This is a genomic window from Salinadaptatus halalkaliphilus (assembly GCF_006543045.1).
Taxonomy (GTDB): domain Archaea; phylum Halobacteriota; class Halobacteria; order Halobacteriales; family Natrialbaceae; genus Salinadaptatus; species Salinadaptatus halalkaliphilus.
On record NZ_RBZW01000076.1, the window covers coordinates 83,640 to 102,061 of the forward strand.

Genomic DNA, 18,422 nt, shown 5'->3' on the forward strand with positions numbered 1-18,422 from the left:
GTTCGTTATAGGGAGTATCGTCGCCAGCCGGATGGGTCGCCTCGCAGGGATTGGTACCCTGTTTCAATCCCCGGTCGGGAACGCTATGAACGCCGACGATAATCCCTCTCATACGGTTTACTGTAAGTCATTTCCGGCGCAATCGCCGTCCGGGTCGCGGTTGCGCCGGTAAATCGTTACAGCAATCCGTATCAGTCCTCGTCGCTCGAGTCGAGCGAGGCGAGGACGCCACGCGTGTTCATCGCAGCTTCGGCCTGGACCTTGCGTTCGTTCCAGGCACCGGGCAGGGTCGCGTTCTGTGCGAAGTACTCGACCACCGCGTCGTCGTCCTCGAGTTCCTCGCGTTTTGTCGCGACGGATTCGACCCACTCGGTGAGTACCTCGGCGTACTCCTCGAGGGCCTGTTCGGGATCGTCGCTCACGTCCCGGGGACCGAAGTGCGTGTAGAAGATGACATCGGGGTCGATATCTGCGAGCATCTCGAGGTCCGCGAGACAGCCCTCGAGGTCGAAGTCCGAGGGTGGGGAGGTCTCTTTCATCTCCTCGCGTTCGGGCACCCAGATGCCGGCGGCGTCGCCGGCGAAGACCGCGTTCATCGTCGGCTCTTCGAAGACGACCTGATGGAAAGCGTGGCCGGGCGCATCGTGGACGCGAAGTTCGTGGTCGCCGAGATCGACGACGTCGCCATCCTCGAGTTCGACGATCCGATCCTCGGGAACGGGTTCGGGTTCGACGTAGTACTGCCACTGGTCGCCGACGGCGGCTTTCGTCCCCGCGACCAGTCGCGAGGGATCGACGAGCATACCCGCGCCCACGGCGGGCACGTAGACATCGGCGTTCGGACAGGCCTCGGCGAGCAACCCGGCACCGCCGGCGTGATCGAGGTGGATGTGGGTCACTGCGATCACCTCGAGGTCGTCGCGCTCGATGCCGATTTCCGCGAGCGCCTCGAGGATGTACTCGTAGTTCGTGCCGATACCGGTTTCGACGATCGCCGGCCGTTCGGCGTCGAGTACGTAGGCTGCACCGTAGGCCGCCGTATCGTACATACCGGTATCGACGTAGTAACAATCCGAACAGCCGTCGATGTCGACTTCGTACGTGTCACCAGGTGCCATACTACAGTGCTGTGTGTGATGGGGTAAAAACTGTCCGCTCGGCGGAAAGCGTATGCAGCCACCGACACACCCTTTACACACACTTTCGTTGGACGGTGTAGGAGTGAGTTGGTCGGACGGGTCGGAGGACTGTAACGATGCGTGATGACAGTATCGACACACTTGTGCGAGATTACGGTGCGACGGCGAGTAGTGGGTTCGGGCTCGCCTTGCTTGGACTCCTCTGTAGCTGGCTCGTCGCGTTTCGGGCGACAGTCGAGATGGTCGGGGCCCTCCTGGCGATCGTAACGGTCGGTGTACCGGCGCTCGGACTGGTCTGGGCCGGGTTCCGGCTCGGACAGAGTAACATCGAGCCGACACGCTACGGTCGAATCGTACGCTGGACGGTCGGTTGCAGCCTCGGGTTTTTCCTCGTCAACGCCGTCATTATCGTCACCTACCCGTGGTACGACCAGTCCGGTAACCTGATCTGGGGGCTCTGGTCGATCACGACCGGTGGCGTCGGCGGGTTCGTGATCGGGTTCGTCGAGGCGCGGGCGATCCAACGGGAAGTCGAAGCAACCGCCGCATCCGTTCGTGCCGAGCAACTCGCGGGCGAACGCGAGGTCCTTGAGTATCTGAACGATCTCCTGCGACACGAAGTGTTGAATAGCGCACAGATTATCGACGGCCACGCGTCGTTGGTGCTTGCGGACGACCCCGACGACCGAACTCGAGAGCGCCTCGAGACGATCCGCCACGAAAGCGACGCCCTCACGGATGTCATCGACGACGTTCGAGGGATGCTCGAGGCGACCCGACAGTCGGACGAGGCGCCAGCCATCGATCTCTCGGTACTGCTTACGGACCTGGTCGATGGATTTCGGGTGCGACATCCCGACGCCGATATCGACCTCTCGACCCCGCCATCAGTGATGGTTGTGGGCAACGACGGACTCGCGTGGCTATTCGGTAACCTACTCGAGAACGCGATCGAACACAACGACAGCGAGACGGCTCGTGTGGCGGTAACTGTCGAACCGACCGAGGAGACCGTCGTCGTCAGCGTCACGGACAACGGACCGGGGATCGACGCGGAGAGCCGAGACCGGCTGTTCGAACGAAAGTCCCGAAATCACGGTCTCGGCCTGTATCTGGTGCGTGTACTGGCGGATCGATACGAAGGCAGCGTCGACCTCACAGCAAGTGGAACGGACGGAACGACGATAGCCGTCACGTTACGACGTGTCGATGGCGTCGAGACCGACAAAGACCCGACGGAACGGACGCACCGATCAGCGATCTAGAACGCCGATTACACCTCTTCGGACTGATCTTTCCACTCGCCGATACCCGAGGGATCGAGATGGACGTGGGCGTCGCCGACATCGTCGACGTCACGCAAGCGATCGACGAGCTCCGATTCGACGTTGTGAGCACGGCGGAACGGCATATCGCCGTCGACTTCGACGTGAACCTCGACCTCGAGGACGGTGCCGTCGTAGAACACTGTTAGATCGTGGACGCCTTCGACATCGGAGTGGTCGCGGATCGTCTGCCGAATCGTGGCTCGCTGTTGTGGATCGGCCGCCGCACCGACGAGGTACTCGACGTTCTCCCGACCGATCTCCACACCCTGATAGACCACGAGCAGGCTCACGAGCCCGCCCGCGATGGGATCGAGCAACGGGATACCGAGCAAGACACCGAGTACGCCGACGACGGCAGCGATCGAGGTGTAGATGTCGTTCAGACAGTCCGTCGCAAGCGCCTCGAGAGCGGTCGATTCGAGCGTGTCGTTGACGAGAGTGGTGTAGCGATAGACCAGATACATATCGACAATCGCGAACGCCAACGCGGCGAGCAACAGGGGACTGAAGACGACATCGACGCCGTCGATGATCCCCCGCGCAGACTCATAGAGGAGGTTCAACCCGAGAAGGGCGATGACGGCACCGACGAACAATGCCGTCAGTGGTTCGATCCGGGCGTGCCCGTGAGGGTGGGTGTCGTCGGGATCGTCGAAAGAATTCCGTCCCCAGACGAGGACGACGAGGCTGGCGACGAGATCCGCGACCGAGTGTGCAGCGTCCGCGATGAGGGCGACGCTGCCGAAAGCGATGCCAACGGCACCCTCGACGACGATCTTGGCCGCGTTGCCGACGACGTTTACGGCGGCGGCCCGCGTGAACGGCCGTCGTCCGTCCGGCGCTGTACCCATACAGTGTTTTAGACGCAGTCTAAACTTGGGTCTTTTCCTTCTGGACGCCACCGCGTTCCACAAATCTCATATCGCTGGTGTGAGAACCTCGGGTAACCGGGCGATGGGGCCCGCCTGACCCAACTGCCGGCGTTCGTCACACCTCACGGCGAGTGGCGATCGGCTGACGGTCCCTGTCTCGACCAGTCAGCTATGCCAGACCGACATCCACTCGTCCGACTCGAGACGCTCGCACTGATCGGCGTCGGCGGTTTCGCCGGCGCGAACCTCCGCTACTTCGCGATGGGGATCGTCCCCGAGGACCTAGCGATTCTACTCGTCAACGTCGTCGGCTGTGCCGTACTCGGGTTTTTGGTCTACGAAGCCCAGTACACCGGGCTCGTCGATCGACAGTCGCGACTCGTGTTTACGACCGGCTTTCTCTCGTCGCTGACGACCTACAGCGGCTTCGCACTCGGTATCGCCGAGGCCGGATCGCTGGCGGTTGCCCTGGCGATCGTCGCCGGGAACTACGGACTCGGGTTCGTGGGGGTCCTCCTCGGGCGGCTCGTCGCCGGCCGATTGCGAGGTGAGCCATCGTGATTGTGGCCGCCCTCGAGATCGTCTCGTTCGATCCCGAGCCGGCACACGTGGTCGGTACCGGCGGAGCGATGGGCGCGATCTGTCGCCACTGGGTCTATCGCTACGCCGCCGTCGAAGACGTCCCGATCCCAACGCTCGTGGTCAACGTCGTCGGTAGTTTCGTCTTCGGGGTACTCGTCTTTGCGGGCGCGACCGAATCGACGATCCAGTTGCTTGGAATCGGTGCGTGTGGCGCGTTTACGACGTTTTCGTCGTTCTCGGTCGAGACGGTACAGATCTGGGAACGCGGCGATCGTCGACTCGCGGCGTTGATCGCCGGTGGCAACCTCGTGCTTGCACTCGCTGGAATTGCCCTCGCCTGGGTACTCGTTACACAGTGGCCGTTGTAGGGGTCGCGCCAGTCTCGAGTGTGGAATCATGCTACAAGAGTTAAGAGCACAGAGCACCAACAGACCGGTACGGACGATGACCGACTACTCCGACGAAGAGCAGCGGATTCTCTCGTATCTCCGCGAGAGTGCCGCCCGCGGTGAGCGATACTTCCGGGCAAAAAACATCGCGAACGCGATCGGACTCTCGTCGAAACAGGTGGGTTCCCGCCTCCCGCATCTCGCCGAAAAATCGGACGACATCGACATCGAAAAGTGGGGCCGTGCACGGTCGACGACCTGGAAAGTAACCGTTAGTTAACCGTTACGGCGTCTCCGGTCCGGGACGTGGCCGATCGCGGTCCAGGGCCTTTTTATCGGTGAGTCCCCCACGTCAAGCCATGACTGTACGGGTCGAGCGATCGTTCGAACTGTCGGCACCGCCCGACCGCGTCTGGGAGTTCATCGCCGATCCGGAAAACCGGGCACGGTCGATCAGCGTCGTCGACGAGTACTCCACTACCGACCCCAGCGGCCGTCGCGTTACGTGGCACGTCAAACTCCCGATCCCGCTCGTTCGAAAATCGGTAACCGTCGACACCGAAGATGTCTCCCGCAAACCACCGGACTACGTCAAGTTCGTCGGTGACTCGAAGGTGATGCAAGTCACCGGTGAGCATCACATCGTCGAAACCGACGCTGGCTCCCGCCTCGAGAATCACTTCGTCGTCGAGGGCAAACTCCCGGGCGTCGAAAAGTTCTTCAAGCACAACTTAGACGGCGAACTCGAGAACCTTCGACGAGCGCTCGAGCGCGACCTCCGGACACCGTCGGAGGAGTGACACGGCAGGTGTCTCATCCGCGTGCACTGACCGCGGACTTTTTGTTTCGCCAACCCCAAGTGACACTGCCGGCATAGGCGCTTTTCACGTCTCTCCGGCATTGCCCATCTCCAGCCCGTCTCCGGCCCATCGACGCTCGGCTCCCGGGACCGAGCGTCCTCTCGTCCACGTCCTCTCGATCTCGAGTTTCGTAGTCGCCTCTCGGGCTACATACGCCATCTGTAATAGAAGCATCAGGGTTCCACGCGCCGCTATCACCGGCAATCTTCGTACGGACTGGTGTCGTTCGTCACCGGGGATCGCTGCACCCACTCGAGTGATCACCGGTACGACGCTACTCCAATTCGTAGCAACCACGCGTGTCCTTGGACCGAAGTCGTTTCGTCGCCGGACGGCAATCGTTTGGCCCTCGAACCGGCGTCCGTTAGTCTTCGGACTGGAGTCGTTTCGTCGTCTGAACGAGCGGATGACGCGCGTAGTCGACGACCTCGATATCGTCGATTCGCTCGAGGTCTTCTTTGTCGGCCGTTTTTGCCATTCCAAGGTCGATCTCGTGGTCGACGACGATCACGTAGGCATCCATCTCGTCGATACCGAGACGGTCGGCGGCGAGTACCCGGTGGTGGCCATCGGCGAGCAACAACGTCCCGCCGTTGTCGATGACGACGAGCGGTTCGGCGAGGCCCCGCTCGAGTTCGTAGCGCCGGCCCTCGAGTTCGTCGGCGTAGACCCGTCCCTGGGTCGGTGTCAACCCCTCGAGAGGAACCGTCCGCCGTTCCTGCTCGAGGTCAATCTCGTGGATCTGCTCTAGGGTTCGCATGAGTTTGCCGACCTTTTCGGGTGTCGCGCGTTCGATCTGGCTGCGGATGACGTCGGCGTTCGAGATGATGCCGACGAGGTTGCCCGCGTCGTCGACGACAGGGAGTTTCTGGATGCCAGACCGAAGGATAACGCGAGCTGCGTCGTTGACTTTCATCTCGGGATGGGCGACCAGCAGATCGGTCGTCATCACTTTGAAGATCGGCTCGTCGTCGTCGGCGAGCAAGAGATCACGAGCGCTGACGAAGCCTTCGACGCGGCGGCGTTCACAGACTGGAAAGCCGCTGTGATCGTCGCTTTCGGCGATTCGCGTTGCGACCGTACCGACCGTGGCGCTGGGCGAGACGGTGGCCACGTCTCGGGTCATGTACTCTTCGACCTGCGGTTTGGTCCGGTCCGACGTGACCTCCATACGTAAGATAGCACGGAGGGCGCCAAAAGACCTTTCGCGACGCCGTCACTGCGGATCACCGGCCTCGTCGCCGGTCGTAAACAGCCACTCGCTGGTTCGGGAGTACGTACCGACGGGCGTTCCAGGCCGGGTCTGGATCGCTTCGAAAAAGCGGTCCGTGATAACTTCTTCGACGACGCTGACGAGCGACTCCACTTCTTCTTCGTCGTCGATATCGCCGAGAATACCGACCTCGAGTTGGGCACCGGCCATATCCGCGTGGCCGCCCGCGCTCCCGATCCGATCGAACGCGTCGCGAAGCGTCTCACCGAGGTCGATGTCGTTGGCCCGCGAGCGGGCGGAGAGAAACGCCATCTCGTCCCGAAAGCCAAAGACGAGCGTCGTATCGACGCCGTCCATGGCGAGCAACTGGTCGGCCGCCTGGGGCAAGGCGTCCCGGTTCGAGAGCTGGCCGACACTCGCGACGGCGACCGAATCGTGGTGGACGCGATTCTTGATGGCTCGAGCGATCGTCTCCAAGATGTCTCCCTCGACGGTCGGTTGCTCGACCTGCTCTAAGGCCGCCGTATCGGCGTGGGGCCAGAGCCGTGCGGCAGCGTGAAAGTCCGCCGGCGATACCTCGCGTGTAAACTCGTTCGTATCGATACGAATGCCGTACAGCAGTGCAGTCGCCGTCGCCCGATCGATCTCGAGGTCGAAGCGCTCGAGATACTCCGTCATGATCGTACTGGTCGCGCCAGCGTGTTCGCGCAGTTCGACGAACGTCGCCGAAACCGGGCCACGTGGCGGATGGTGGTCGATGACGACATCGATGTGCAACGATTCGGGAAGCCCGTCGTTGATCCCCGGGCGAGAGTGGTCGACGAGTGCGAACCCGTCGTAGTCCGCAAGGGAGTCGTCGGGCGCCAGATGTCGCAAGTCGAGATCCAACAGGTTGACCATCGCTCGGTTTTCCTGATGGGAGATCTCACCGAAGTAACAGGCGTCGGCCTCGAGACCGAGGGATTCGGCGATATCGACGAGTGCAACCGCACTCGCGATGGCGTCGGGATCGGGATTGTCGTGCATCACGACGGCGAGTCGACCGTCGATCGAGAGCAACTGCTGGCGAAGCGACACCGTCGCTTCGGTCGTCGGACCGGTCGCTTCCGCCAGCACGCCGGCAACGATCGCATCCGCAGCGGCAACGACATCGTCTGCCAGCGACTCGAAGACCGCGCGGTCGTCGGCAGCCGGATTACCGCCCAGATACGCGACGATCGACGCGTCCGGGAATCGCTCGCGTGCGTACTCGAGGGCGACGCGGTTGACGTCGGTCCGGTCGCCCCCGACGAAAACGGTCGCCGGCTCGTCGATGGCCTCGATCACGCCGGGATCGGTCGGATCGCCCGTTCGAGCCGGAATGCTCTCGTCACGGAGTGCGTCGACGACGCTCTCGTCGGCAGTGATAACGAGCAGTCGATCGGTCCCCCCGTCTTCGGCAAGCCGGTCGACGATCTGTCGACCCACGGTCCCACAACCCAGCACGAGCCGAAATCCCATCTACCGGCGCTTGCCACCGGGACGGGTAAAAACTACCGGGTCCTCGAACGACAGCCAAAACGGCGGGCTCCAAATCGGGGTACCGATCAGACGATGGCCGCCGCAGCCTCGAGGGCGGTGTCGACGACCGGACCGAAGCCCGGCAACAGGACGACCGTCATCACGGCGGCGACGACGATCGCGGCGTAGAGCCCGGTCGGTTGGGTCAGCGCGTCGCGCTCGAGGACGGGATCCTCAATCCAGACGGCCTTGACCAGCCGCGAGTAGTAGTACAGCGAGAGCGCGCTGTTGATCACCAGCGCCGCGGCGACGACCAGCAGGCCTGCCTCGAGCGCGCTCGAGAAGAGGAAGTACTTGCTCCAGAAGCCACCGAGCGGCGGGATGCCGGCGAGACTGAACATGAAGATCGCGAGCGCGAAACAGGCGACGGGAGCGCGCCGGCCGAGGCCGTTGTAGTCCTCGAAGGTGCGTCCGACGCCCCAGTGTTCGGCCAGCGCGACGAACAGGAACGCGCCCGTGTTCATGAAGCCGTAGACCAGCAGGTGCATCATCGCCGCACCCATGACGAGCTCGCCGCCGTCGGCCGAGAGGCCGGCGAGTCCGATCAAGGCGTAGCCGGCATGGCCGATCGAGGAGTAGGCGAGCATTCGCTTGACGTTGTCCTGGGTCGCGGCCGCGAAGTTCCCGACGGTCATCGTCACGATCGCGAGCGCGACGAACGCGACCGTCCAGTCGATGCCGATCACGCCCGCCGTCGCCTCGAGCGGGAACGCCTCGGTAAACACGCGGAAGGCGATGACGAAGCCGGCGGCCTTCGAGGCCGACGAGAGGAACGCGCTGATCGGTGCGGGTGCGCCCTCGTAGGCCTCGGGGGCCCAGAAGTGGAAGGGCACGCTCGCGGTCTTGAACGCGATGCCACCGATCAGGAACAGGATGCCAAGCCCGAGCAGCCCGTCGTAGGCGGCCGCGTCGCCAGCCTCGATGACCGAGGCGATGTTACCGAGTTGCAGGTAGCCCGTCGCACCGTAAACCAGCGAGATGCCATAGAGGAAGATCGCCGACGACAGGGCGCCGACCAGGAAGTACTTCAGCCCGGCTTCGACGCTGCCGCGGTTGTCCTTCAGGATCGAGACGAGCGCGTACGACGGCAGGCTCGCCAGCTCGAGGGCGATGAAGATGGTGACGAGGCTGTTGGCGGCGGCCATCGTCGCCATCCCGGTCGCAGCGAGCAAGACCAGCGAGTAGTACTCGGCCTGGTAGGTGTGGCCGGCCATGTAGTCGTAGCTGGCGACGACCACCAACGCGGTGACGACCGCGACGATGATCATGAAGTAAAGCGCCAGCTGGTCGACGACGAACTGGCCGTCGAACAGTTCGATGACGCCGAAGCCGTCGACGCCGGTCGCGCCGACGCCGGCCATGCTGAACCAGACCGCGACACCCAGTGCCGCCAGCGAGCCGGTCGTCGCGATCCCCGCGAGGACGTTCCGGTTCGTCGAGCGCGGGCTGATACTGTCGACGACGAACAACGCGATGGCGGTCGCAGCCAACAGCAAGGCCGGGCCGAGTGCGGTCCACTCCGGCAGTTGAATCGGTTCCATCACAGGTCACCTCCGTTCGCTATGATCGGATCGACTGCGTCGGTAATCATCTCGAAGATCAACTCCGGTGCGACGCCGAGTGCGATGATGAGCCCGAGCAAGACGAACATCGGCGCGATGTCGTGCAGCGGCGCTCGAGTCACCTCGTACTCCGTTTCCAGATTGTAGGGTCCGAAGACGGCGCGTTGCATCGCAAACAGCAGGTAGCCGGCCACGATGACGATGCCGAACATCGCCGCCGCGGTGAAGACGGGTGCGTACGCGAGGAACTCGGAGCCAAAGGAGCCAAAGAAGATGGCGAACTCGCCGTAGAACCCGCTCATCAGCGGCAGTCCCATGTAGCCGAAGGCGCCGGCGATCAGGATGCCGACGGCGACGGGCATCCGATCGGCCATCCCGGACATGTCCGTGACCATCCGGGTGTGGGTCGCGTTGTAGATGACGCCGACCGCCATGAACATCAGCCCGGAGATCAGGCCGTGACTGACCATCTGGAAGGTTGCGCCGCCGACCCCGAACTGGGTGAACGCGATCAGCCCGAGGATGACGTAGCCCATCGACGACACGGAGGAGTAGGCGACGATCCGTTTCAGGTCGGTCTGGGCCAGCGCGAGCATCGCGCCGTAGATGACGCTGATGACGGCGATGGCCGCGATCGGGACCACGAACGGCTCGATGACATCCGTCGGGAACATGGTGAAGTTGAACCGCAACAGTGCGTAGGTTCCCATCTTCAGCAAGACGCCGGCAAGCAGCACCGACGCGGGCGTCGGCGCCTCGACGTGGGCGTCGGGCAACCACGTGTGGAAAGGGACGATCGGCACCTTCACCGCGAACCCGAGGAACATCGCGACGAAGACCAGCGCCGTCAACGTCGTCGGATCGACACCGAACAGCGCCGTCTGAACGCCGTCGCCGTTGATCATCGCGTCCGTGATCTCGGGCAGGGCGAAACTCGAGACGGCGTCACCGAGCCCGAACACGAGCGCGACGAAGGCGCCGAACATCACGAGCGACGCCACGTTCGTGTAGACGAAGAACTTGATCGCGGCGTACTTCCGTCGTGGGCCGCCCCAGATGCCGATCAGCAGGTACATCGGGATCAACACCGCTTCCCAGAAGATGAACCAGACGAAGAAATCCAGCGCGACGAAGACGCCGATCAGGTTCGCCTCGATAAAGAGGATGAGCCCGTAGAACTGGGACTCGCGTTCGTCGATCGGCGTCCACGAGCTGAGGATCGCCAGCGACGTCAGGATCGTCGTCAGCACGACCAGGGGCAGGCTGATGCCGTCGACGCCGACGAACCACGTGATCGCGTAGTCGCCAAACTGGATCCACTCCATCTGGGACTCGAAGGCCAGATCGCCCTCGAGCAAGGCGTTCCCGCTGCCGTCGAAGGCGGCGAACAGCCACAGGCTGATCGCGGCCGGCACGAGGCTGATCGCAAAGGCCAGTTTGCCGGCGATACGGTTCGGCGCGACGAAGACGACCGCCGCCCCGAGCAGTGCGACCGCGAGCAGTGTCTCGAGCAACATTAGAACCACCCTCCGAGGAATCCGAGCACGAGCAACAGGACGATGACACCCGTGACGATCAGTGCTGCGTAGTTGGTCACGATACCAGTTTGTAGTCGACGTATCCGATCGCTACCGAAGAGACTCGCCGTCGAGGTACCGTCGACGATCCCGTCGATAACGGTCTGGTCGAATCGATCGGCCGCTCGAGCGAGTGGGAGCGTCAGTCCTTCGGCGAGCCAGACCTGGTACTCGTCCTGATAGTAGTTGTCCTCGATGACTTTTCCAGCCGAGCCGAGGCGTTCCGTGTGGGCGACCGGTTCCGGTTTGTTGTACAACAGCCAGGCCAGTCCGGCACCCGAGAACGCCAGCAGCAGCGAGAGGCCGGCCGCGACGAGGACGGTGACCTGTTCGCTGCCGATGTAGCTCGTCTCGTAGGCCAGCAACTCGCCGTAGGCGGTGTAGGTCAGCCCCTCGATGGCACCGTACTCACCGTCAAGCCAGTGCTCTAAGAAGGTGATATCGACGCCAGCGAGCTTCGCGACGGGCGCGAGGTTGGCGATGCCGGCGACGACCGCGAGGACGCCGAGGACGAGCAGCGGCGCCTTGATCGACCAGCCGACCGGGTGTGGATCCTCGGCGACCTCGGATCGTGGCTCACCGTGGAAGGTGAGAAACACCATCCGGAAGGTGTAGAAGCCGGTGAAGAAGACGGCCAACAGGCCCATCGCGTAGGCTGCCATAATAACCGGCTCCTCGAGGCCGACGATCAGCGCGTCGTACAGAATTTCGTCCTTGGACCAGAAGCCCGAGAACGGAATGATACCCGCGAGCGCGAGCGCGCCCGCGAGGAACGTGTAGTAGGTGACGGGTGCCTTGTCTTTCAGGCCGCCCATCTTCCACATGTCCTGTTCGTGGTGCATGATGACGATGACGGCACCGGCACCGAGGAACAGCAAGGCCTTGAAGAAGGCGTGGTTCATCAGGTGGAAGACGCCGGCGACGTAGCCGCCGACGCCGAGACCGAGCATCATGTAGCCGTACTGGCTGATCGTCGAGTACGCCAGCACCTGCTTGATGTCGTCTTTGACGACGCCCATCGTCGCCGCGAACAGTGCGGTGAAGCCGCCGACGAACGCGATGATCGCGAGCGTCGTCGGACTGAGCGCGTAGTAGCCGAACATCCGGGCGACCAGGTAGACACCGGCTGCAACCATCGTCGCCGCATGGATGAGCGCGGAGACGGTCGTCGGGCCCTCCATCGCGTCGGGCAGCCAGGTGTGCAGCGGGAATTGGGCGGACTTCCCAATCACGCCACCCAGTACCAGCAGGCCGGTGATCGTCACCCACGTCTGGGCGTCGAAGCCGAACAGCTGATCGCCGCCGTCGATGGCGGTCTCGGCGGCCGTGACGAACGAGTCGTCACCGGCGAACGCGACCGTGCCGAAGGTTGCGGCGATGGCCACGACCCCGATCAGGAAGAAGTAGTCACCGAAGCGGGTGACCAGAAACGCCTTCTTCGCGGCCGAGGGTGCGGACTTCGTGCGGAACCAGAACCCGATCAGCAGGAACGAACACAGCCCCACCAGTTCGAAGAAGATGAAGGCCATCAGCAGGTTGTCCGCGACGACGAACGCGAGCATGCTGAACGTAAAGAGCCCGAGTCCGGCGTAGTATCGCGGTAACCCGGTCTCGCCCTCGGCGTTCATGTAGCCGAGGCTGAAGACGTGGACCAGGAAGGCCACGAGCGAGACGATGACGAGCATCAACGCCGCTAGCGGATCGATCAGCAGTCCGAACGTGAACGAGACGCCCTCGACGCCGGTCGCGCTCGTCGCGTCGCCAGCCGCCCACTCGTAGAGCGTCTCGTGATACGCTTCGCCACTCGCGACGGCCGCGGCCATCACGAGCGACAGGAGCAACGAGCCCCCGGTCGCGATGATACCCGGCAACGCCCCCTTCTTCGGCAAGTACGTGCCGAAAGCGAGGACGACGACGAACGCCACGAGCGGGAACAGTGCAATCGCCGGCGCGTAGTCGAATACACCTTCCATCTTACCACCTCATCGTCGTCGGCACCGTGACATCGACGTCACGGAAGTTTCGGTACAACACCAGGATGATCCCGAGTCCGACGGCGACCTCCGCCGCGGCCAGTGCCATCGCAAACAGCGCGAACACTTGCCCGGTAAGGTTGCCGTGATAGAACGCAAACGCGATCAGGTTGATATTCGCTGCGTTCAGCAGTAACTCGACAGACATCAAGAACATCAGTGCGTTGCGACGCGTCAACACGCCGAAGAGACCGATACAGAACAGCCCCATCGACAGCAGGACGTAGTACTCGATCGCGACCGTCATCGAGCGTCACCTCCCGGAGTGCCGTCAAACTCGTCGGTACCGCTCGAGTCGCTCGCTGCTGTGTCGAAACCGCCGTCGGTGGCGGTTGCATCGGTCTCGCCTGACGGCCCCTGACTCGAGAGCGGGGAGACGGGTTCGCCCGCGTCCTCGCGTTTGGCGAGGACGAGCGAGGCGTCGAGTGCGGCGTCTAGGACGATCGCGATCAGCAAGAACGCCGCGAGGAACGGCTCGGTGTCGGGGATGGCTCCCTCGTTCGATTGTAACGGCTCGAGATCGAACATCGCGTAGCCGATCTCGGACACGATCGACAGATCGTCGGGGAAGCCAGCCATCTGGCCGAAGCCGGTGTTCAAGACGATCGCTGCCATCAGTCCGAACAGCGCAACGGCGAGCAGGCCGGGTGCGAGGACGCTGCCGAGGCGGAGTTCCGGACGGGTCGTCACGTTCGAACCACCTCGTCCATCTCGGTCTCCTCACGCTGGGTGAGCATGACCGCGAAGGTGACGAGAATGAGCACGCCACCGACGTAGACCAGCACCTGCATCATCGCGACGAACTCCGCGGCCAGCATGACGTAGTGGACCGCGACGCTGAGTAGGGCGATCCCGAGCATGAGCGCGGAGTGCCAGGGGTCTTTCAGCAGGACGACCCCGGCGGCGCTGCCAAGCGTCACGGCTGCGAACAGTGCGAACGCGATCAGGTCGGCGGTCATTGGTAATCGACCTCCCCGTCGCCCTCACCAATCCAGGCGCCTCGATCGGGTTCTCTGGACTCGAGCGGATCGATGTCCTTGTACCACGGAACGGATTTGAGCTGTTCTTTGTTGTAGACCAGATCCTGCTTGGTGTCGGCCGTGAACTCGAAGTTCTGGGTGAGCAGGATGGCGTCGACGGGACAGACCTCCTCGCAGAGCCGACAGTAGATACACTGGCCGATGTGGAGGTTGTACTGTTCACCGTTCCGTTTGTCGTCCATCACGATCTGGATCGTATCGTTCGGACAGACGTTCTCACACTGTCGACACCAGATACAGCGCTCCTGGCTGAACTTGTGGACGCCGCGGAATCGCGGTGAGACGTCCGGTGCCGTTTCGGGGTATTCGACCGTGAAGGTCGAGCCGTCCAGTGCGTGTTTCATCGTCGTCGCCATGGATTTGAGCAGTCCGATCATGCTATCACCCACACGATTGCTGCGGTCAGGCCAAGATTGGCAAAGGAAAGGACCAGTAGGCCCTTCCAGCCGATCTCGATCAAGTGGTCGATGCGGACGCGTGGGATCGCCGATCGAAGCCACTGCGTGAGGAAGAACACTGCCCAGATCTTGAGCAGGAACCAGACGATACCGAGTTCGGCCGGACCGGGGCCGGCCGGTCCGCCGAGGAAGATCGTCGCGATGATCGCCCCACCGAGGAAGATGTGCAGGAACTCGCCGAGGTAGACCAGCACGAACTGCACCGAGGAGTACTCGGTCTGGTAGCCGGCGATCAGTTCTGCCGGCGCTTCCGGCATGTCGAATGGGTTCCGGCCGACCTCCGCGAAGTTCGCGATCAGGAACAGGACGAACGCGAAGGGGTTGACCAGCGCGTACCAGGCCGGCACTGCCCACTCGAGGCCGGGAATCGTAAACAGGACCGTCTCGTTCTGGACGGCGACGATCTCGCTCATCCGGAGCGAGCCGGCGAAGAGAACGACCGACAGCCCGGTCACGACGAGGGGGATCTCGTACGCGATATTCTGTGCGACGGCACGCAGGCCGCCGAGCATCGAGTACTTGTTCCCCGAGGCGTAGCCGGCCATCACGAGGCCGATCGAGGCGATACCTGCGACCGCGAAGACGAACGCCAGACCGACCTCGGGATCGGCAAGGTGGATGCCGCTGCCCATCGGAATCACGGCAAAGCCCAACAGGGCCGACCCCGCGATGACGATCGGTGCGAGGTCGTAGGCCGGGCGGTCGGCGTGTTCCGGAATGATGTTTTCCTTCGAGAGCAGTCGAACCGCGTCGGCGACGATGATAAAGATGCCGCCGGGGCCGAGGTGGTTGACCGCGATTCGGTCCGTGAAGGCGGCGGTGATCTTTCGTTTCGCCCACGGCCCGGCGACGCCGGTCATCGCCATCATGATGTTGGCGACAATGAAGGCCGCGATGAAGGCCGCGAACAACTCGCCGGCGAGACCGAACTCGCCGAGTCCGGTCAGGTCGCCGATCCGTTCGGGCAACAGGACCGTCTCGCCGGCCTGCAGCGGCGTCGCTGCCGGGAACCCGAGGCTCGTACCCGCACTCATCGATCCACCTCCCCGAGCACGATGTCGAGGCTGCCCAGCGAGGCGATCAGGTCGGGGATGTACTCCCCTTCGGACATCTCCTCGAGTGCCTGCAGGTTCGAGAAGCACGGACTCCGGATCTTGAACCGACCGGGTTTGTCCGTCCCGTCCGAACGCAGGTAGATGCCGAGTTCGCCTTTGGCGGCCTCGACGGCCCGGTAGGTCTCGGTATCGGCGTCGGGTTTGAGCGTCCGCGGCACGTTGGCCTGTACCGTCCGCTCGTCTTCTGGCCAGTCCTCGAGCAGATCGACACACTGCTCGATGATCTTGGCCGACTCTTCGACTTCTTGCATGCGACAGAGGACGCGAGCGTAGTTGTCACAGCCGTCGCGGGTGATAACGTCCCACTCGAGGTCCTCGTAGTAGCCGTAGGGATCGTCCCGACGGAGATCGTAATCGACGCCCGAACCGCGTGCGACGGGGCCTGTACAGCCGTAGTCCTTGACAGTTTCGGCGTCGATGACGCCGGTGTCGACACACCGGGTCTGGAAGATTTCGTTCGAGGTCACCATGTCGTTGTACTCGGCGACCTTCGCGGGGAGTTCGTCGAGGAAATCTCGCGTCTGCTCAAGGAAGTCCTCGCGGGGTTCGGGCAAGTCCCAGGCGACGCCGCCGACGCGGAAGTAGTTGAACATCATCCGCTGGCCGGTTAGTTCCTCTAAGATGTCCTGGACGACCTCGCGGTCGCGGAACGTATACTGGAAGATGGCGGTGAACTCGCCGTAGACGTCGAGTGCGAACGTGCCAAGCGCGAGCATGTGCGAGGCGATCCGACAGAGTTCGGCACTCATCGTCCGGATCACCTGTGCGTACTCGGGCACCTCGATATCGGCCATATCTTCTATCGCGCGTGCGTAGGCCCACTCGTTGAGCAGGCCGGCCGAGACGTAGTCCCAGCGGTCCGGGTAAGGCATGATCTGGTGGCGATAGGTGCCCTGCTGGCACATCTGCTCCTCACAGCGATGCAGATAGCCGATGTCGGGTTCGACATCGACGACCGTCTCACCGTCCAGCACCGTCTTGACGTGGAGCACGCCATGGGTCGCCGGGTGGTGGGGTCCGATGTTGAGGAACATCGTGTCCGACTCCTGATCGTGGTGATCGGGCTGGATCGGATTCTCGTGTTCGGTTAACGTCACGAGCTGGGGTTTTTCCTGGTCGTAGTCCCCGCCGAGTGGATGCCCCTGCCAGGTTTCGGGCAGGAGGATCCGTCGCAGATCCGGGTGATCTTCGTACTCGATACCGACGAGGTCGTAGGCCTCGCGCTCGTGCCAATCTGCGGTGCGAAACACCGGCTCGGCGCTCTGACTAACCGGGTTCGAGAGCGAGGTTGGGACGACGACGCTCACCTCGTCGGTTCGATCGGCGAATTTCGTGAGGTGATAGATCGTCTCGTATCGGTCTTCGTACTGCTGGCTCGTGACACACGAGAGGTGGTCGTAGCCGGCCTCTTCGCGCAGGTCCGTCAGCACGTCCTGGACATCGGTCGGGTTGACGACGAATCCCGGCGCGTTCAGGTGGTCGTCGTGCGCGATGGCACGATCAGCGAGGAGTGCCTCGAGGGCATCCTCCTCGCCTGTGGCCTCGGATTTCTCGATGCCAGTGCTCATGGCGAATCAGCCCAGTTGTAGCGCATGACCAGATCGTCCTCGTCGATCTCGCCGGCGAGTTTCTGTATCAGTTCGTCCTCGGGCAGGTCGCCGAACTCCTCGAGTTCGTAGGGTTTGACGACGACGGGTGCGGATTCACCGTGCTGGATCCGCTCTTGGAGTTTGAGGATGCCGTAGATCAGCGCCTCCGGTCGCGGCGGACAGCCGGGGACGTGGATGTCGATGGGGATGATCTCCTCGGCGCCCTTGACGACGTTGTACCCTTCCTGGAAGGGGCCGCCGGAGATCGTACACGAACCCATGCCGACGACGAACTTGGGTTCGGGCATCTGGTCGTAGACGCGTTTCATGCGGGGACCGAACTTCGAGACGATCGTTCCGGGGACGATCATGACGTCGGCCTGTCGTGGCGAGGCGCGGGGAACGCCAGCGCCGTAGCGGTCGACGTCGTGTTTGATCGCGTACGTGTGGATCATCTCGATGCTGCAGCAGGCGATACCGAACTGCAGCATGAACATCGAGTTCCCGCGAACCCAGTTCATGAACTTATCGAACTTCGTGAGGATGAACGGCGACGCGCCGAAGGCCTCCCGAAGTTTGGAGTTGAATCGGTCGTCGACGCCCTCGCCGATACGGGAGTCGCGGGTGTCCGTCGACGGAGCGGTACTGTCGTGGATCGTCTGTCTGGGGTCGTCGCTACTCATGGTCGGTCACGGTCAGCTTCCACCTGGCGGGGTGTCTGTGCCCACTGTACTGCACCGTTTCGCCACGCCCACCCGAGCCCGAGCAAGAGGATCGCGACGAACACGACCATCGGGCCCATGATCTCGAACAGCGAGACGGCGTCCGACTCGAGCGCATCCAGGTACACGACCGCCCACGGAAAGAGGAGGACGGTTTCGATATCGAAGACGAGAAAGAGGAGCGCTACCATGTAGTACTGGATGTTGAACCGGACGCGTGTGCCGCCGGTCGGCACCTCGCCACTCTCGTAGGTGGCACGTTTGCTCGTTTCGGGAACGCTCGGCCGAATGAGATACGATACCGCCATCATACCGAGCGGTATCAGCAATCCCACCAGCGCGAGTGCCCCGATCGCTATCCAATCGTTCATCTCCGTAACGTT

At 62.9% G+C, this 18,422-nt stretch carries 20 protein-coding genes; 5 read left to right on the forward strand and 15 right to left on the reverse strand.

Annotated elements, in window-relative coordinates:
• Positions 1-191 precede the first annotated feature (191 nt).
• Complete coding sequence (locus D8Y22_RS20525; RefSeq protein ID WP_141466504.1) at positions 192-1,118, reverse strand: MBL fold metallo-hydrolase; 927 nt, start codon at positions 1,116-1,118, stop codon at positions 192-194.
• Between the two features lie 137 nt (positions 1,119-1,255).
• Here D8Y22_RS20525 and D8Y22_RS20530 point away from each other — a divergent pair, with 137 nt between their 5' ends.
• On the forward strand, positions 1,256-2,404 hold the full coding sequence (locus tag D8Y22_RS20530; protein WP_141466505.1) for a sensor histidine kinase: 1,149 nt from the start codon (positions 1,256-1,258) through the stop codon (positions 2,402-2,404).
• Positions 2,405-2,412: 8 nt separating this feature from the next.
• Here D8Y22_RS20530 and D8Y22_RS20535 read toward each other — a convergent pair whose 3' ends face one another.
• Positions 2,413-3,318, reverse strand: coding sequence for a cation diffusion facilitator family transporter (locus D8Y22_RS20535; protein ID WP_141466506.1), 906 nt, complete (start codon positions 3,316-3,318; stop codon positions 2,413-2,415).
• A 192-nt stretch (positions 3,319-3,510) separates the two neighbouring features.
• Between D8Y22_RS20535 and D8Y22_RS20540 the strand changes: the two genes are divergently transcribed.
• The 4 genes from D8Y22_RS20540 to D8Y22_RS20555 all read left to right on the forward strand — a co-directional run bounded on the left by D8Y22_RS20540 (position 3,511) and on the right by D8Y22_RS20555 (position 5,110).
• Positions 3,511-3,900, forward strand: coding sequence for a fluoride efflux transporter FluC (locus D8Y22_RS20540; RefSeq protein WP_141466507.1), 390 nt, complete (start codon positions 3,511-3,513; stop codon positions 3,898-3,900).
• Entirely contained in the window at positions 3,897-4,289 is a 393-nt protein-coding gene (locus tag D8Y22_RS20545) for a fluoride efflux transporter FluC (protein ID WP_246084536.1), read from the forward strand. The genes D8Y22_RS20540 and D8Y22_RS20545 overlap by 4 nt, the downstream gene beginning before the upstream one ends.
• Positions 4,290-4,365: 76 nt before the next feature.
• Positions 4,366-4,590, forward strand: coding sequence for a DUF7123 family protein (locus tag D8Y22_RS20550; protein ID WP_141466508.1), 225 nt, complete (start codon positions 4,366-4,368; stop codon positions 4,588-4,590).
• A gap of 79 nt (positions 4,591-4,669) precedes the next feature.
• Positions 4,670-5,110, forward strand: coding sequence for a CoxG family protein (locus D8Y22_RS20555; protein ID WP_141466509.1), 441 nt, complete (start codon positions 4,670-4,672; stop codon positions 5,108-5,110).
• 424 nt (positions 5,111-5,534) lie between these two features.
• On the opposite strand, the gene D8Y22_RS20560 is transcribed toward D8Y22_RS20555, so the two are convergent.
• The 13 genes from D8Y22_RS20560 to D8Y22_RS20620 form a co-directional block, all read right to left on the reverse strand.
• Positions 5,535-6,341: a CBS pair associated ParBc domain-containing protein gene (locus D8Y22_RS20560; protein WP_141466510.1), complete on the reverse strand. Its 807-nt coding sequence runs from the start codon at positions 6,339-6,341 to the stop codon at positions 5,535-5,537.
• A gap of 45 nt (positions 6,342-6,386) precedes the next feature.
• Positions 6,387-7,883: a DHH family phosphoesterase gene (locus D8Y22_RS20565; protein ID WP_141466511.1), complete on the reverse strand. Its 1,497-nt coding sequence runs from the start codon at positions 7,881-7,883 to the stop codon at positions 6,387-6,389.
• 86 nt (positions 7,884-7,969) lie between these two features.
• Complete coding sequence (locus tag D8Y22_RS20570) at positions 7,970-9,484, reverse strand: NADH-quinone oxidoreductase subunit N (RefSeq protein WP_141466512.1); 1,515 nt, start codon at positions 9,482-9,484, stop codon at positions 7,970-7,972.
• The gene (locus D8Y22_RS20575; protein ID WP_141466513.1) at positions 9,484-11,022 is read right to left on the reverse strand and encodes a complex I subunit 4 family protein; all 1,539 of its coding nucleotides are present in this window, start codon (positions 11,020-11,022) and stop codon (positions 9,484-9,486) included. The genes D8Y22_RS20570 and D8Y22_RS20575 overlap by 1 nt, the downstream gene beginning before the upstream one ends.
• Positions 11,022-13,055, reverse strand: coding sequence for an NADH-quinone oxidoreductase subunit L (gene nuoL, locus D8Y22_RS20580; RefSeq protein ID WP_141466514.1), 2,034 nt, complete (start codon positions 13,053-13,055; stop codon positions 11,022-11,024). Before nuoL ends, D8Y22_RS20575 begins: the two co-directional genes overlap by 1 nt.
• A 1-nt stretch (position 13,056) precedes the next feature.
• Positions 13,057-13,362, reverse strand: coding sequence for an NADH-quinone oxidoreductase subunit NuoK (gene nuoK / locus D8Y22_RS20585; protein ID WP_141466515.1), 306 nt, complete (start codon positions 13,360-13,362; stop codon positions 13,057-13,059).
• A complete protein-coding gene (locus D8Y22_RS20590) occupies positions 13,359-13,805 on the reverse strand; it encodes a hypothetical protein (RefSeq protein ID WP_141466516.1) in 447 nt (148 codons plus the stop codon). The genes nuoK and D8Y22_RS20590 overlap by 4 nt, the downstream gene beginning before the upstream one ends.
• The gene (locus D8Y22_RS20595) at positions 13,802-14,074 is read right to left on the reverse strand and encodes an NADH-quinone oxidoreductase subunit J (RefSeq protein ID WP_141466517.1); all 273 of its coding nucleotides are present in this window, start codon (positions 14,072-14,074) and stop codon (positions 13,802-13,804) included. The genes D8Y22_RS20590 and D8Y22_RS20595 overlap by 4 nt, the downstream gene beginning before the upstream one ends.
• Positions 14,071-14,532 (reverse strand): NuoI/complex I 23 kDa subunit family protein, encoded by a 462-nt coding sequence (locus D8Y22_RS20600; RefSeq protein ID WP_141466518.1) that lies wholly within the window; start codon positions 14,530-14,532, stop codon positions 14,071-14,073. The genes D8Y22_RS20595 and D8Y22_RS20600 overlap by 4 nt, the downstream gene beginning before the upstream one ends.
• The gene (locus D8Y22_RS20605; RefSeq protein WP_141466519.1) at positions 14,529-15,647 is read right to left on the reverse strand and encodes a complex I subunit 1/NuoH family protein; all 1,119 of its coding nucleotides are present in this window, start codon (positions 15,645-15,647) and stop codon (positions 14,529-14,531) included. The genes D8Y22_RS20600 and D8Y22_RS20605 overlap by 4 nt, the downstream gene beginning before the upstream one ends.
• Positions 15,644-17,296 carry an NADH-quinone oxidoreductase subunit D gene (locus tag D8Y22_RS20610; protein WP_141466520.1) on the reverse strand — a complete coding sequence of 551 codons (1,653 nt, stop codon included), beginning with the start codon at positions 17,294-17,296 and terminating at the stop codon, positions 15,644-15,646. The genes D8Y22_RS20605 and D8Y22_RS20610 overlap by 4 nt, the downstream gene beginning before the upstream one ends.
• Positions 17,293-18,000 carry an NADH-quinone oxidoreductase subunit B gene (locus D8Y22_RS20615; RefSeq protein ID WP_141466521.1) on the reverse strand — a complete coding sequence of 236 codons (708 nt, stop codon included), beginning with the start codon at positions 17,998-18,000 and terminating at the stop codon, positions 17,293-17,295. Before D8Y22_RS20615 ends, D8Y22_RS20610 begins: the two co-directional genes overlap by 4 nt.
• A complete protein-coding gene (locus tag D8Y22_RS20620; RefSeq protein WP_141466522.1) occupies positions 17,997-18,410 on the reverse strand; it encodes an NADH-quinone oxidoreductase subunit A in 414 nt (137 codons plus the stop codon). Before D8Y22_RS20620 ends, D8Y22_RS20615 begins: the two co-directional genes overlap by 4 nt.
• Between the last annotated feature and the right edge of the window lie 12 nt (positions 18,411-18,422).

Coding starts and splice junctions, on each gene's coding strand:
- D8Y22_RS20525 (WP_141466504.1), bottom strand. CDS start 1,118: ATGGCACCTGGTGACACGTACGAAGTCGACATCGACGGCTGTTCGGAT.
- D8Y22_RS20530 (WP_141466505.1), top strand. CDS start 1,256: ATGCGTGATGACAGTATCGACACACTTGTGCGAGATTACGGTGCGACG.
- D8Y22_RS20535 (WP_141466506.1), bottom strand. CDS start 3,318: ATGGGTACAGCGCCGGACGGACGACGGCCGTTCACGCGGGCCGCCGCC.
- D8Y22_RS20540 (WP_141466507.1), top strand. CDS start 3,511: ATGCCAGACCGACATCCACTCGTCCGACTCGAGACGCTCGCACTGATC.
- D8Y22_RS20550 (WP_141466508.1), top strand. CDS start 4,366: ATGACCGACTACTCCGACGAAGAGCAGCGGATTCTCTCGTATCTCCGC.
- D8Y22_RS20555 (WP_141466509.1), top strand. CDS start 4,670: ATGACTGTACGGGTCGAGCGATCGTTCGAACTGTCGGCACCGCCCGAC.
- D8Y22_RS20560 (WP_141466510.1), bottom strand. CDS start 6,341: ATGGAGGTCACGTCGGACCGGACCAAACCGCAGGTCGAAGAGTACATG.
- D8Y22_RS20565 (WP_141466511.1), bottom strand. CDS start 7,883: ATGGGATTTCGGCTCGTGCTGGGTTGTGGGACCGTGGGTCGACAGATC.
- D8Y22_RS20570 (WP_141466512.1), bottom strand. CDS start 9,484: ATGGAACCGATTCAACTGCCGGAGTGGACCGCACTCGGCCCGGCCTTG.
- D8Y22_RS20575 (WP_141466513.1), bottom strand. CDS start 11,022: ATGTTGCTCGAGACACTGCTCGCGGTCGCACTGCTCGGGGCGGCGGTC.
- nuoL (WP_141466514.1), bottom strand. CDS start 13,055: ATGGAAGGTGTATTCGACTACGCGCCGGCGATTGCACTGTTCCCGCTC.
- nuoK (WP_141466515.1), bottom strand. CDS start 13,362: ATGACGGTCGCGATCGAGTACTACGTCCTGCTGTCGATGGGGCTGTTC.
- D8Y22_RS20595 (WP_141466517.1), bottom strand. CDS start 14,074: ATGACCGCCGACCTGATCGCGTTCGCACTGTTCGCAGCCGTGACGCTT.
- D8Y22_RS20600 (WP_141466518.1), bottom strand. CDS start 14,532: ATGATCGGACTGCTCAAATCCATGGCGACGACGATGAAACACGCACTG.
- D8Y22_RS20605 (WP_141466519.1), bottom strand. CDS start 15,647: ATGAGTGCGGGTACGAGCCTCGGGTTCCCGGCAGCGACGCCGCTGCAG.
- D8Y22_RS20610 (WP_141466520.1), bottom strand. CDS start 17,296: ATGAGCACTGGCATCGAGAAATCCGAGGCCACAGGCGAGGAGGATGCC.
- D8Y22_RS20615 (WP_141466521.1), bottom strand. CDS start 18,000: ATGAGTAGCGACGACCCCAGACAGACGATCCACGACAGTACCGCTCCG.
- D8Y22_RS20620 (WP_141466522.1), bottom strand. CDS start 18,410: ATGAACGATTGGATAGCGATCGGGGCACTCGCGCTGGTGGGATTGCTG.